Consider the following 13,819-nt stretch of genomic DNA (forward strand, 5'->3'; position numbering starts at 1 on the left):
AAAGAAATAGCTTTGGTTATTTGCGGATAATGGGCCAAGAAAGACCATTTAGATTGCAGCGTCCTCTTCATTTGTTTTTCACTGATCTGGTATAGACCATAGACAGCACATAGAATAAAAAGGAAGCTGAACACAATATTCATGGGACGCTTTCCTCACTGTTCGCCTGAGTATTTTTTTCAAGCTTATTCCTTATTTTTGTTTGGGCTTTGAGTTGAATAGGTTGAATGTTTCTGTATAGAAATACTGCCAATAAGCCAAAAATGAGCATGAATAAGTCGATTCTAAAGAAAGTCCAAAACTCGGTGAAACCGTGAAGACTATTTAGTTGTAGTAGAAAAATAAGATTAAACACGGGTAAGAAAAATGCTAAGGCTATAAAAATACTCAATTGAAATTTCCAGAGATGTTGTTTTTTAATACATAAACTTATGGCAAAGATGGCTAACCACATGGCAAAAAAAGTTATCACTTCATAATTTTGAGTACTCTGCGTGAGTAAACCAATTCGATTTGCATAAAAGTAACTAAGAACTGCAATAGGTAAGCCAATAATAGCTGTGACATTCAGTCTTTGAACGAGGTAATACCCTAAGTGGAATTGTTCAGTTTTTGTTTGCAGTTGTCGCTTTAGACTCCAAAGTAATAGTCCTGAAGCAATCATCGCGCAGCCCAGTAAGCCTGAAAAAAATAAGGCTAAGCGGAGTAGCGGTTGAGCAAAAGTTGCCATATGTAATCCGTATACACCTGCATTCAGCGTTGCAATAGCGCTATCGTTCTTCGTATTGCATAATTTTTCTCCCGTGACTGCATTCAAGGTAATTTGCGCTGGATTACGAGTAATTGAGTGGTCTTTAGCTTCGATAAAAGTGATTTGTGCTTGTTGGGTATTGGGACTTTTTATATTAATAGCGCTGTATTCTGTTTTGCCCCATTCTTTTATAACGGGCTGCATTAAGCTGTGAATAGATAACATATTAGCGGGAGAGTTATTTTCAATTTTGGGGATTGTTTTGGAATTAATTTCTTCAAAATATTGGTAATTATTTTCAGGATAGAGTTTTTGCATGCCCCAAGGTAAATATAAATAGAAGAAAATAGCCAACCCTGTGAAAGTAACAGTGAGAAAGAAGGGTAAAGCAATAACAGAGCTGACATTGTGGAAATCTAAATATGAACGTTGTCCTTTAAAGGCACGTAAAGTAAAGAAATCGGTCAGAATTTTTTTATGAGTAATAATGCCTGAAACTAGCGCAATCAGCATAATAAATGCTGCGAGTGAAACGATTAATCTGCCTATTAAATAGGGCATACCAAACAATTGAAAGTGGAATAGATAGAAAAAATCTCCCCCCTGTGTTTGTGTCAAAGTTAACTCTTTTCCTGTATTTGGATTTAATGTTTTGCTTTCATAAGCAGCATCTGCTTTTTGCCAATAGAGTTGGTTGACTGGTTTTTGTTCATTTGCGAGATTGATCATCCATGTTTTAGCATCTGGTGCATTTTGTTCTAAATATTGGTATGCAGTATGTATCGCTGTATCTTGATTAACTTGTATTTGGGCAAGCGGTGGTTGCATCCATAGACTTATGTCATGACGATAATAAGACAGAGAGCCCATCATAAAAATGGCGAACAATAACCAGCCAAAAATTAAACCTGTCCAAGAGTGTAGCCATGCCATAGATTGACGTATTGATTTTTGCATGACTTAACCCAGTACCCAGTAGAGCGCATAAAAACAAGCAGTTAAACCCATACTCATCAAGCTTAATTTACGTAAAGAGTAGATACAAAAACTGCTAATCACAAAGCCAACAAAAAATAAAATACTCATAAATGCAGCTAAGTAAATAGATTCTGCTTTTGGAAGTGAATGATGAAAAAGTATTGTCAGATTATTCATTAATAAAGAAGTGCAAGCGTAACCAAATATAAAGGCAATGATAAAGCGATAGAGCACTGTCATTCGATAAGAAAAAGATAGGGAAGATGTTTTACTCATAAGGGAAGATCACTGTGCTCATCAAAAACCAAGCCTGAGTATTCAGACTTGGTGGGGGAGTTAGTATTTGAATTTTACTGCAACTGTATAGTTAGCAGGCTCTCCATAAAAAGCTTGTCCATCTGGGAAGCTATTTAAGTACTTTTTAGCGGTCACATTTTTAGCATTTGCTTGTAGCAGAATATGGTCATTGACTTCATAACTGGCCATTAAGTTGACGAGCGCATAAGCATCCTGAGTGATGGTGCTATTTAAGGTCGAGTCATACAGTTTGATATTGTCTTGCCATTGCAGTCCAGCACCAATTTTAAGTTTAGGTAAGGTGGGTACAGTATAAGTCGCTAACAAATTGATGGTTTGATTTGGATTATAAGTACGTGCCGCACCGCCATTTTTCATATCTTTCAGGCTAAATTGGGTGTAACCAAAAGCTAAATTAATATCATCATTAATTTGCCCTGCTAGGCCAACTTCTACGCCTTGAGAAAGTAAATCACTGGTCTTAGAAGTACGATTTAATGGGTTACCATCTGAATTACGTAATGGATAATTATTTTGCTCAGTTCTAAACACGCTGATTGAACCCGTTAATTGATCATCTAACCATGAACTTTTAATACCCATTTCATAACTTTCACCTTCAACGGGTTTTAAAGCTTGGCGCGTCGTTTCTTCAATGCCTGTTTGTGGACGGAAAATAGAGGTATAGCTCATGTAGCCTGTATATTCAGGTGTGAAGTTATAGGTTAAGCCTGCATATGGCGATAACTTACTTTCATCATAGTCCATTGGAGAGCCATAACTGCTGCCACGACTTGTCGCCTGAACGTAATTTCCACCTAAGATGAATTTTAAGTCATCGGTTAAATGAAGACGTGTTGCTGCGTAGTATGAGTTAATTTTTTGTCTATAGTCGGCTGCATCACTAAAGTCAGACCACGTTACCGATTGCGGTGTCCAGCTCGCCCAATCTGTTGTGGATTGAGTAATATAAGGAACACCATTATAAGTGTTCGTGACATTGTTAATATTACTGTCATTAATAAAACCACTAGATTGTTGGTCGTACTGATGCGTTTGAATACGACTGTATCCCAAAGTCGCTTCATGTTCTTGATTAAATAAGTTGTAAGTTCCTTGGAAATTTAAATCAGCAAAGTGTTTACGGAGTTGTTCTTTGCCACCCCAAGCTGTAAGCGAAACGCCTGAACCATCTGCTTGCGGGTTGCCATAGTAATAAAGCAAGCGGCTATCGTGTTCAGTATCGCTATAGTTGTAGGTGAGTTTAGCCGTCCATTTTTTGCCAAGTTTCTGTTGTAGTTCTAGGAAAGCATCTTGGGAGGTATTGTCCCAATGAGTCCAATCTGGATTTGGATTATAATTGCGGTCGTAAGAAAGTTGTTTGCCATCTGCACCGAGTAGGGGTAAAGCACCCCAGTTATTGGCATTTGGTTTATTTTGATTTTGACTATAACCGACAGTTAATAATGTTGAGTCAGTAATATCTGCTTCTAATATGCCTGCAAAACCATTTTTTTCAGAAGAATATCGGTCAAGATGCGAATCTCCTGTTTGCTCATAACCCATGAGACGACCACGTACACGTCCATCTGGAGAAAGTGAACCAGAAACGTCTGCTTCATAGCGCTGGGTATCCCAAGAACCATAACTTAGTCCCGCACTTGCCTGTAATTCTTTGGTCGGACGTTTACGAATATTATTAATGGTCGCACTTGGGTCACCAAAAGCATTGGATAGAGCATCGGCTCCTTTTACGACTTCGACACGGTCATAAAAGTAAGTGTCTGGATTGGTATTGTTATAGTTATAACTGCTTAAAGGGAAGCCTACGCCGTCAGTAAGAATATTTGAAATTTCAAAACCACGCGCCATGTAAGTGGTACGTTCTGTTTCTTGACTCAGAACCGTGACTCCGGGCGTATTTTTTAAGATTTCACGTGTTGAATTTAAACCAAAATCTTCGATCTGCTGACGCGTCACCACATTAACTGTTTGAGGTGTTTCTTTCACGGCAATGTTGAGCTTTGATGCACTGCTACTATTTTTTACTGTGTACGCTTTGGTTTTTTCGGAGCTTTCATTTGCATGGTCTGATTGAGCTTGTAGTTGAATGGTGGATAAGGTTTGAACCTGATTTTCTGTAGAATTTTCTGCAAAACTATACTGGACACTTAGAATTGCAAAACTGAGCAAAGACAATTTAAAGCCGTTTGAAAGCATAGGAGAGATGGATTGCATTTCGTAATCTAAATGAAAATAATTATCGTTTATGTTATTGTTTGATGGGTTAAAACGCAATGTAATAACCATTGATATTTTGAATAAAATAATGATGTAGAAATGATAATTTAAATAAAAAATTAAATACATTCGTGCTTATTTGCTCCGTGTTAAAGTCTAGCTAGGATTTCAAATATATGAGTATGCTAAAATAGCCATCATTCTAAAGAGGATAAAAGTCTTGCAAAATCGGAAGCTTAAAATAGGAATAGTCGTAGGCGAGGTATCTGGTGACACACTTGGTGCCAAACTGATTCGTAGTTTTCGTGAGCAAGGCATTGATGCAGAGTTTGAAGGGATCGGTGGCCCTCAAATGATTGCTGAAGGTTTCAAAAGTTATTATCCGATGGATATTTTATCGGTTATGGGCATTGTTGAAGTTTTAAAAGATATTAAAAAACTGTTTGCTGTACGCGATGGTTTAGTTGCTACTTGGACTCAAGATCCCGTCGATATCTTTATTGGTATTGATGCGCCAGACTTTAATTTACGCTTATCGAAAAGCTTAAAACAAAAAAATCTACCGATTAAAACCGTGCAATATGTCAGTCCCTCTGTATGGGCATGGCGACAGGGACGAGTACATGGGATTAAAGCCAGTATTGATTTAGTGCTATGTTTATTTCCGTTTGAAAAAGCTTTTTATCATAAATTTGATGTGCCTGCTGCTTTTGTTGGGCATCCATTGGCGAGTCAATTGCCACTGAAAAATCCTCTGATTGAGGCGAAACAAGAGCTTGGTCTAAATGTAGAGCAGAAGCATATTGCACTATTACCAGGCAGTCGCCGTGGTGAAATTGAACGACTTGGCCCATTGGTACTCGATGCAGCGAAAATTATTAGCCAAAAGCATCCTGACTATATATTTTTAATTCCTGCGATTAATGATGCACGTCAGCAGCAGATTGTAGAATTATTAAAGAATTATCCAAGTGATTTTGTTGCGAAAGTTAAATTGATGGAAAATACAGATACCGAATCTAAAATTGGTCGTCAAGTGATGAATGCTGCAAATATTGTGGCATTGGCATCAGGAACGGCAACCTTGGAAGCGATGTTGTTGCACCGTCCGATGGTGACTTTTTATAAGCTCAATTGGTTGACTTATGTTGTCGTTAAATTTCTGATCAAAATTCCGTATTACTCATTGCCGAATATTATTGCGGGTAAAAAAGTTATTCGGGAACTGATTCAAAATGATGCGACAGCAGAAAAGTTAGCAGCTGAAATTGAAAAACTGATGAATGTTGAAACTGCACAAATTCAAGTCATGCAATTGATTACGATGCATAAAAAATTATTGGCAGGCAATAGTGAAGATCCTGTTCAAGCAATTTTGGCGACGTTAACGGTAGAATAATTTACTGAAATTTTTGGCGATACTGACTTGGGGTTAAATCAAAAAGTCGTTTAAAAGTTTGGCTAAATGCAGTTTCCGAAGAATAACCGACCCGATGGGCAATTTGTTGAATAGACAATTGTCCTTCACGTAAATGCTGAGATGCCAAACGGAAGCGATATTGCTGTAGATAAGCCAACGGTGTTTCACCGACAATCGTGCTAAATAAAGTCGCAAACTTGGAGCGAGACATGCAGCATTGTTCCGCTAGCATTTCAACTGTCCAAGCCAGTTCAGGTTTTCCATGAATAGCGGCTAAAGCACTTGCCAGTTCGGTATGGGATAAGGCCCTCAGCCAATTATTGCAATCTTGGAGCTGGGTAATATAGTCACGAACACATTCAATAAAAAGAATACTGACCAAATGGTCGAGAATTTTGTCGCGACCCGGTCGAATTGGGTAGGCTTCAACTGCTAGAAAATGCAGACCAATTTGCAGCCATTCCGGTGCATTACTACCAGTAATATGGTGAATATGAATATAGTTGGGTAGGGCGTTAAGTAAAGGACGCGCCATGATGGTATCAATATGGCAGCGTATGGCTAAAATTAAAGCAGGCTCACCACTTTGGCTGCCAAACGCGATGGTTTCTTGTCTTTTTTGATCAAAAAGAGGCGTGATGTTAAGTGCTTCAACTAAATTATTTTTGTTATTGCTCAGACAAGTATGATTTTGCCCAGACGGAATCAGAACTAAATCACCCGCTTCAACCTGAAGTTGGGTTTGCGAGTCAAGTTGAATCGTCATATTGCCCATGAGTACTACATAGCCAATCATGGCACCTTGTTCTTGATAGGCATATGCCCAGTCACCTTGGGGTTTTAAATAAATATATTCAGATTTATTGAGATGAATATCATCAAAAATTTTACTTAAAGCATCCATGTATTATCGTTCTTTTATCATCGAATAAAATTATAAAAAGCTTAGAGTCATTCAAGCATGTGTTTTTAGGTCAAATATTGGCTATAGATGCCAAGGACGTTTGCATAGGTTTTTTGGACGTTTACAACTGTTCTTGATGGCCCCTTTCTAGAAATATAACGGTAGAGCAAAAAATAGGGAAGTCGCCAGTATGAATGCACCAGTAAATTTAAATCAAACAACAATTCAAACCCTACCAACGGCTACAGGTTTAGCACTGGATAAAAAACGCTATTGGTGGTTATTAAGCCCTAGTTTACCTGTCATTGGGATGGGGGTTTTAGCAGGTTATCAGTTTGGACCTAAAGCAACGAAAAAAATCTTTGCTTTAGGTGGGCCGTTATTATTGCATGTGATTATTCCCAGTCTTGATGCCATTGTTGGAGCGGACAATAACAACCCGAGTGATGACCAAATTTCATCTTTGGTTGCTGATCCTTATTATGACCGTATTGTAAAATTATTTATTCCGTTACAAATGGCAGCCAATGTCTTTGCAGGTTATGTGGTAAGCCGAAAAACGACCTCGTTGCTTGATCAAATTCTATTGGGGGTTTCGATGGGGGCAATTAATGGTATTGGGGTTAATACTGCACATGAGTTATCACATAGACCCCATAAAAAAGACCATTATCTTTCACACGCAACTTTAATGCCGTTGTTTTATAATCATTTTCGTATTGAACATCCGTATGGACACCATAAGCGTGCTGCAACACCTGAAGATCCTGCATCTTCAAAAATGGGGGAAACCTTTTATGAGTTTTGGCCAAGGACTGTATTTGGCGGGCTTAAATCTGCTGTTGAAATTGAAAAAAACCGTTTAAAACGTAAAGGTTTATCTTTTTTTAGTCCTCAAAATGAACTGTTTCAAGGTTGGGCAATGAGTACTGGTTTTCATGCCACTATGTTGAAATTATTTGGTAAAGACATTATTCCATATTTGGCGACACAGGCTTTTTATGGGGTGAGTTTATTTGAAATTATTAACTATATTGAGCATTACGGTTTAATGCGTGATCAAAAAGAAGATGGCTCTTATGCACGGACAATGCCAGAACATAGTTGGAATAATAACAACATTACCACCAATTTATTTTTGTATCAGTTACAGCGCCATTCGGATCATCATGCTTATCCGACACGTCCATTTCAAGCGTTACGTCATTTTGAGCAAGCGCCTGAATTGCCAAGCGGTTATGCAACCATGTTATTGCCAGCTTTAGTTCCATCATTATGGTTTAAGATGATGGACAAACGAGTATTTGATCATTACGAAGGTGATTTAAATAAAGCTAATATTCATTCAAAACGCCGTGCAAAAGTCTTTAAAAAATTTGGTGTGGTTGATCGATTATTGAATAAAGTATAGATGCGGTTTACTTAAAATATAATATTCGTGGAATATGGTAAATCCTTTAAAAAAACCCAGAGACGTACTTCTGGGCTTATGGATATTAAGCTTTAGTAATTTTAAAAATTTTATTTGTATTAGATAACTTGCATAAGTCAAAAAATGTTTAATATTCGAGTCTTTAGAATCAGCACTGCCTCATTTTATTGCTTCAGTTTTTATGCCTTTGCATAGGCATTATCTCTACTTTTGAAAGGTCAAAAGTAGACAAAAACCTTTTATTTCCCATACACGACGTCCTTGTCGTGATGGGAAACGTGTGGCATCCATGCCACACTCATGAATCCAATACCTGCTAATTTTTTTTTTAACTTTACTTTACGAAGTACTTGTATTGATCAAAAAATGATTTATGAAAGAAGTCTATTTTGTATAGTATTATTATTTCTAATAACAACTTAGATTGACTGTTTTGATAAGTATCTGCATTTCACTATGAGTATCAATCTAAGCCTATTGTATTTTCCGACCGACATTAGTCATAGCTATAGTTGATAACTAAAGGGTAATTAATTGATAAATAATACGTTAAGAATAGCTTTAGTATGGGGGATGGTATGTTTTCTATTGCTTTACCGTACATTTCCCTCCGATGTCGTTATATTGGGGCAAGTGTCACAACAATATGGCATACCTATTTGGCAACCTGTAGTAACTTTTATGGCAAATATACTGCTAGCTTTAGTGCCTTTAGGTTGTTTTTTATTATTAGTACACAAAACTAATGTTAGCAAGTTTTATACCATTACAATACCCTTTATAGTATGGTTCATCAGCCAGTTTTTTCTTATGATAATAGTATTAATTATTACATTCAAAATGAGTAAAGAACCACTATATACAGGTGAGTTGCAAAATATTATTACCAATCAACTTGTGAACATGCATTGGTTTTCCAACATACTGATTTCTGCTTTGATAATTATGGTCTGCGGCTATGCTTTTTGGCGTGAACGTAAAACGAAATCTTTTTAATATAAAATTATTAAAAACCAATAATCCCTTAAGCTTTTTATTTGAAAAATAATAAGATCTGTTGATATTTACGGTGCAAAAAAATACTGAGTCAGTAAAACTCAATTATCAAACCAAAGTTACTGCTCGCTTTGAAGCATTTTAGCGGGATTGCAACCCCTTATGATAAGCTAAAATAGAACAATGAAAACTCCGTTGTTCTAACTAGTGTTTTTATTTTGTTGCTATTATGACATGTCACCAGACTTTAATTAAACGTGTGAAATATTGGTTAAATAATGAGTATGTAACGTCGTAAATTATTACAAAAGCCCATTCGAGAGTGAATGGGTGACTGTTAAGTTCTTAAAATTTTGATTTATATAAAAATAAAAGTTAAATTTCGAATAAACTGTATTGGGTTGATTTTGGAAAAACCTAATGTCCCTAAATTAGTTTAAAGCATTCCAATTCAAAGCTTATTTACTATTTAATACATTAAAGACTTCATATGCTGCCTTTATTCGCTCTTGATTTGGTATCTTTTTATTCATCAACATGACCAATCCAAATTTTGCTTCAGGAATAAAGATAACATAGGTACCAAAACCATTGGTAGAACCCGTTTTATGAAAAACTTTAGACTTTGTCTGAGTCGTATTTTTTTTAACATAATTTGATTGCATAACAACTTTTTCAGAATTACTTTCTTGTAAAATCTCTAAAGTTGTAGGATAAGAAAAAGTCTCCCACCCAAGTGCTTGTGTCATGTTTCCAAGCTTAAAATATCCTTTATGTGTTTCTAAAATAGCTTTCTTAAAATCAGAGTTAGATTTTTCTGGATTCAAATTTACATTTAAAAACTTAAGCATATCTGGGAGTGAAGATTTAACACCATATGCTTGAGCATCTAAAGCGCCGGGGCTAACTCTAATAGGGTGGTTCATCTGATCATAACCAAAAGCATAATGTTCTTTTTGTGCTTCAGGAACATTGACATAAGTATGATTCAAGTTGAATTTTGGAAAAATTACATTTTCTAATAATGATGTAAAAGGAACTTTCATTGATCTTGCTGTTATTTCGCCAAACAATCCTATACTTGGATTTGAATATTGACGATATTGACCAGGGGGATTCTTGATATGCCAATTTTGGAAATATTCTAAAACTTGCTCATCTGTTTTTACATTATCTGGAAATTGTAATGGTAAGTTACCACTCGTATAAGTTACTAATTCTAGTAAGCTAACTTTGTTAATCTCTGATTTTTGTAATTCAGGCCAATATTTACTTGGATGATCTTGGAAAGATAGTTTACCTTGGCTCTTGGCATAAGCACCTGCTGTTGCAGTAAAAATTTTACTTACAGAACCTAATTCAAAAATAGTCTGGCTATCAACCGCTTTATTATCGATATCAGATTGAATACCATAGTATTGTTCATGATTTTCCCCCTTATAAATAACGCCTACTGCCATTCCTAACACGCCATATTTTTCCATAAGTGGCTTAAATGACTGATTGATTGTTGTCTCAATATTGTCCTTATTTTTTTCCACATCATAGGCATTAGAATAGGTGCTCAATCCTATAGCCAAAGTAAAGAGGCTAAGTCTAAAACCTTTCGTAGTTACAGATAACATTCCTATTATTTCCATCAATTCTACAAGTCGCTATCTTGCCATCTATCTAGAATCTACTCTTTAGTAATTATATTAATTTCCATCCCAATTTAACATAATGGTGCTTATACGAAATGGGTTGGTAAACCAAAGTAGAAATGTTCACTTTTCGAATAATTAATTAGAGATTAATTTAGGCACAAATAGCCTAAGCAAACTAAACATTAACTTTAAAAAAGCATATAATTTAGCAAACCAACTATTTACATCATCAAAAAATGACACCTGCTTGCAAAGTTTTAAAATCAAATAAAATTGAATTTTCTATCCATGAATATGAGCATGATACAAATGCTAAAAGTTTTGGACTAGAAGCTGCCAAAAAACTCAATTTAGAAGTACATGAAGTCTTTAAAACTTTATTGGTAACAGATAGCAAGAATTACTATGTGGCGGTTTTACCTGTTGCACATCAGTTAAGTTTAAAGAAAATTGCGGTGGCAGTTGGCGCTAAAAAATTACAGATGGCAGACCCTAAAGATGCCGAGCGATTAACAGGCTATTTGGTGGGTGGAATTAGTCCAGTAGGGCAGAAAAAGCGTTTAAAAACGGTTGTTGATCGTTCGGCAGAAGTATTGAACAAAATTTATGTCAGTGGCGGTAAACGAGGTTTAGATATTGGGGTTAAACCACAAGATTTAGTCCAGGTTTTGGGTGCGCAGTTTGCAGATGTTTTAGATCAAGATTAGGATGGCTCATAAAGCGAGTCAAAAAATATCTTTATATATGTCATCAGGTTGCTATTTTTTATTCTGAATTTTGATAAAAAATAAATCATGAATGAGGTGTTAACATGTGGATGAAGTAATTTAATCTGATAAAAGCTGAATATAATTCACTACTGGCGGAATATTCCTAAATCAACAGATTAAGCAAGTAAACAACATCCATGCTTTAATAACAAGGTTGAATTTAAAGTGATTGACGCGTGTTTTTAAAACCATCTACACCAGTTGTTCCTACACTTGCAGGGGATTATCCTGAATGGCACCGTGGTCGTGAGAATTTTTCATTGTGGTACATCGAAATTGAGCATCCAGAATTATTAGATTATTTAAATCAACTACGTGCAGATTTTTCCAATTTTTTATATACGCCGAATAATCGCCAATTTCATATTACTTTATTTGTGTGTGGTTTTATAACTGAACAAAATCCAGTTTTGGATGATGATTTTGGCATTGAAAAACTGCATCAACACATTCAAGATTTAACCTATCGTTTTCCCAAGAAAATTCAATTAAAAACTGGTCGTATCAATAGCTTTGAGAGTGCTTTATTTGTCGAAATTATTGATGAAGACAATGTACTTTTAAAAGTGCGTAATATACTTGGACAAAGTTGCCAAGAAATAGCACCTCTTGATTATTGTCCACATCTGACTTTAGGTTTGTATCGTCAAAATTTTAATAGTGATTCAGTTTTTAATCATATTAAAAGCATAGAACAAAAAAGCTTTGAATTTTCAGTGGATCAACTGACATTTGGTACATATCAGGCAAAAATATTACAAGGTCAGCTCTATTCATTTCAGCAATTTAAATTGGAAAATGCATGATGCAACTTATTCTAGGTGGTGCGCGTTCGGGTAAAAGTCGCTTTGCAGAACAAACAGCAAAAGATTCAAATCTCAACGTGACGTATATTGCAACGGCACAGGCATCCGATCGTGAAATGCAGGCGCGTATTGATCACCATCAAGCGCAACGACCAAAACATTGGACTGTGATTGAAGAGCCTTTATATCTAGCCGATTGTTTAATCGAGCTTGATCAACCCAATCAAGTGATTCTTGTCGATTGTCTCACTTTGTGGATGAGCAATTTGTTGATGCATGAAAATGCTGAACTACAAATGCAGGAATGTCTCAAATTATTAAATATTATTCCGATATTACAGTCAGAGCTTATTTTAGTCAGTAATGAAACGGGTTTAGGTATCATTCCGATGGGTGAAATTAGCCGTAGGTTTGTTGATGAATCTGGGCGTTTGCATCAACAGTTGGGGGAAATTGCCGAGAAAGTTGTATTTTGTGTTGCGGGTTTTCCCATGATTTTAAAAGGAGAGAAATAATGAACTGGTGGTTGGATGCGTGTAAAAAGCCAAGTGCGGAAGCAAAACAATTGGCGGAAGAACGTCAATTACAACTGACCAAACCAACAGGTTCATTATCTGAACTTGAAAATACCGCGGTGCAATTGGCAAGTTTACAAGATAATCCACGTCCAAATGTAGATCGACCTTGGATCACCATTTTTGCAGGTGATCATGGTGTGATGGAAGAAAATATTTCTGCCTATCCACAAGCGGTAACACGCCAAATGCTACAAAATTTCACTACTGGCGGTGCGTGTATTAGTGTGATTGCCAAAGAATATCATGCAAAACTGCAAGTGATTGACTGCGGTTCAGTGGGTGATGTCTATGAATATGTAGGCGTAGAACGTCATTGCATTATTTCGGGCACAGCGAACTTTGCTAAACAGGTTGCTATGACAGAGGAGCAATGTATAGCAGCGATGGATCTGGGGCGTAAAAGTGTTGAAGCTGCTGTGGCTTATGGTGCGTCTATTTATGTCGCAGGGGAAATGGGCATTGGCAATACCTGTTCAGCTTCAACAGTTGCATGTTTTTTATTGAATGAACCTGCGGAGCAATTAACAGGTGTTGGAACGGGTATTCGTGAAGAACAGCTCATTCATAAGAAAAATGTGATTAATCAGGCTTTGGCTTTGCATCAAGACTATGTTGCGCAAGATGCCTTTAAAGCATTGTGCGCAGTTGGTGGCTTGGAAATAGCTGCCATGACAGGTGCTTATATCCGCTGTGCCCAACTTGGGCTCCCTATAGTGGTTGATGGTTTTATTACTACGGTTTCAGCACTGGTGGCAGTCCGTTTAAATCCAGCAGTTCGTGAGTGGATGTTGTTTGGACACCAATCAGCAGAATATGGTCATCGTCGATTATTAGAAGAACTTCAGGCAAATCCATTACTCAAATTGAACCTACGTTTGGGAGAAGGCAGTGGTGCAGGGGCTTCCTTAGGGCTGATTAAACTGGCATGTAGTCTTCATAATCATATGGCAACTTTTGCAGAAGCTGCTGTGGTTGGTGAAAAAGTTTAACTACAGAATGA

Annotated in this window: 11 protein-coding genes; 6 read left to right on the top strand and 5 right to left on the bottom strand. The window is 36.6% G+C overall.

Annotated features, from left to right (window positions below; translation table 11 throughout):
* Nucleotides 1-139: 139 nt before the first annotated feature.
* From B9T25_RS13710 to B9T25_RS13720, 3 genes are read right to left on the bottom strand one after another with little or no spacing between them, the layout of a single operon-like run.
* Nucleotides 140-1,708, bottom strand: a complete 1,569-nt coding sequence (locus B9T25_RS13710; protein ID WP_086188970.1) for a PepSY-associated TM helix domain-containing protein — start codon at nt 1,706-1,708, stop codon at nt 140-142.
* 3 nt (nt 1,709-1,711) lie between these two features.
* On the bottom strand, nt 1,712-2,005 hold the full coding sequence (locus B9T25_RS13715; RefSeq protein ID WP_086188971.1) for a hypothetical protein: 294 nt from the start codon (nt 2,003-2,005) through the stop codon (nt 1,712-1,714).
* A gap of 60 nt (nt 2,006-2,065) precedes the next feature.
* Complete coding sequence (locus B9T25_RS13720; RefSeq protein ID WP_086189011.1) at nt 2,066-4,246, bottom strand: TonB-dependent siderophore receptor; 2,181 nt, start codon at nt 4,244-4,246, stop codon at nt 2,066-2,068.
* Nucleotides 4,247-4,487: 241 nt separating this feature from the next.
* On the opposite strand from B9T25_RS13720, the gene lpxB reads away from it, so the two are divergent.
* On the top strand, nt 4,488-5,666 hold the full coding sequence (gene lpxB / locus B9T25_RS13725) for a lipid-A-disaccharide synthase (RefSeq protein WP_086188972.1): 1,179 nt from the start codon (nt 4,488-4,490) through the stop codon (nt 5,664-5,666).
* A gap of 1 nt (nt 5,667) precedes the next feature.
* Here lpxB and B9T25_RS13730 read toward each other — a convergent pair whose 3' ends face one another.
* Nucleotides 5,668-6,591 carry an AraC family transcriptional regulator gene (locus B9T25_RS13730; RefSeq protein WP_086188973.1) on the bottom strand — a complete coding sequence of 308 codons (924 nt, stop codon included), beginning with the start codon at nt 6,589-6,591 and terminating at the stop codon, nt 5,668-5,670.
* 190 nt (nt 6,592-6,781) lie between these two features.
* Between B9T25_RS13730 and B9T25_RS13735 the strand changes: the two genes are divergently transcribed.
* A complete protein-coding gene (locus B9T25_RS13735; RefSeq protein WP_086188974.1) occupies nt 6,782-8,002 on the top strand; it encodes an alkane 1-monooxygenase in 1,221 nt (406 codons plus the stop codon).
* 1,475 nt (nt 8,003-9,477) lie between these two features.
* On the opposite strand, the gene ampC is transcribed toward B9T25_RS13735, so the two are convergent.
* Complete coding sequence (gene ampC / locus B9T25_RS13745) at nt 9,478-10,644, bottom strand: class C beta-lactamase (RefSeq protein WP_086188976.1); 1,167 nt, start codon at nt 10,642-10,644, stop codon at nt 9,478-9,480.
* Nucleotides 10,645-10,901: 257 nt separating this feature from the next.
* On the opposite strand from ampC, the gene ybaK reads away from it, so the two are divergent.
* The 4 genes from ybaK to cobT all read left to right on the top strand — a co-directional run bounded on the left by ybaK (nt 10,902) and on the right by cobT (nt 13,808).
* Nucleotides 10,902-11,372 (top strand): Cys-tRNA(Pro) deacylase, encoded by a 471-nt coding sequence (gene ybaK, locus B9T25_RS13750; protein WP_086188977.1) that lies wholly within the window; start codon nt 10,902-10,904, stop codon nt 11,370-11,372.
* 239 nt (nt 11,373-11,611) lie between these two features.
* The gene (locus B9T25_RS13755) at nt 11,612-12,241 is read left to right on the top strand and encodes a 2'-5' RNA ligase family protein (RefSeq protein ID WP_086188978.1); all 630 of its coding nucleotides are present in this window, start codon (nt 11,612-11,614) and stop codon (nt 12,239-12,241) included.
* Nucleotides 12,238-12,756, top strand: a complete 519-nt coding sequence (gene cobU / locus B9T25_RS13760; RefSeq protein ID WP_086188979.1) for a bifunctional adenosylcobinamide kinase/adenosylcobinamide-phosphate guanylyltransferase — start codon at nt 12,238-12,240, stop codon at nt 12,754-12,756. The genes B9T25_RS13755 and cobU overlap by 4 nt, the downstream gene beginning before the upstream one ends.
* The gene (cobT, locus tag B9T25_RS13765; protein WP_086188980.1) at nt 12,756-13,808 is read left to right on the top strand and encodes a nicotinate-nucleotide--dimethylbenzimidazole phosphoribosyltransferase; all 1,053 of its coding nucleotides are present in this window, start codon (nt 12,756-12,758) and stop codon (nt 13,806-13,808) included. Before cobU ends, cobT begins: the two co-directional genes overlap by 1 nt.
* Nucleotides 13,809-13,819: the final 11 nt, after the last annotated feature.

Source organism: Acinetobacter sp. ANC 4470 (assembly GCF_002135335.1).
Classification (GTDB): Bacteria; Pseudomonadota; Gammaproteobacteria; order Pseudomonadales; family Moraxellaceae; genus Acinetobacter.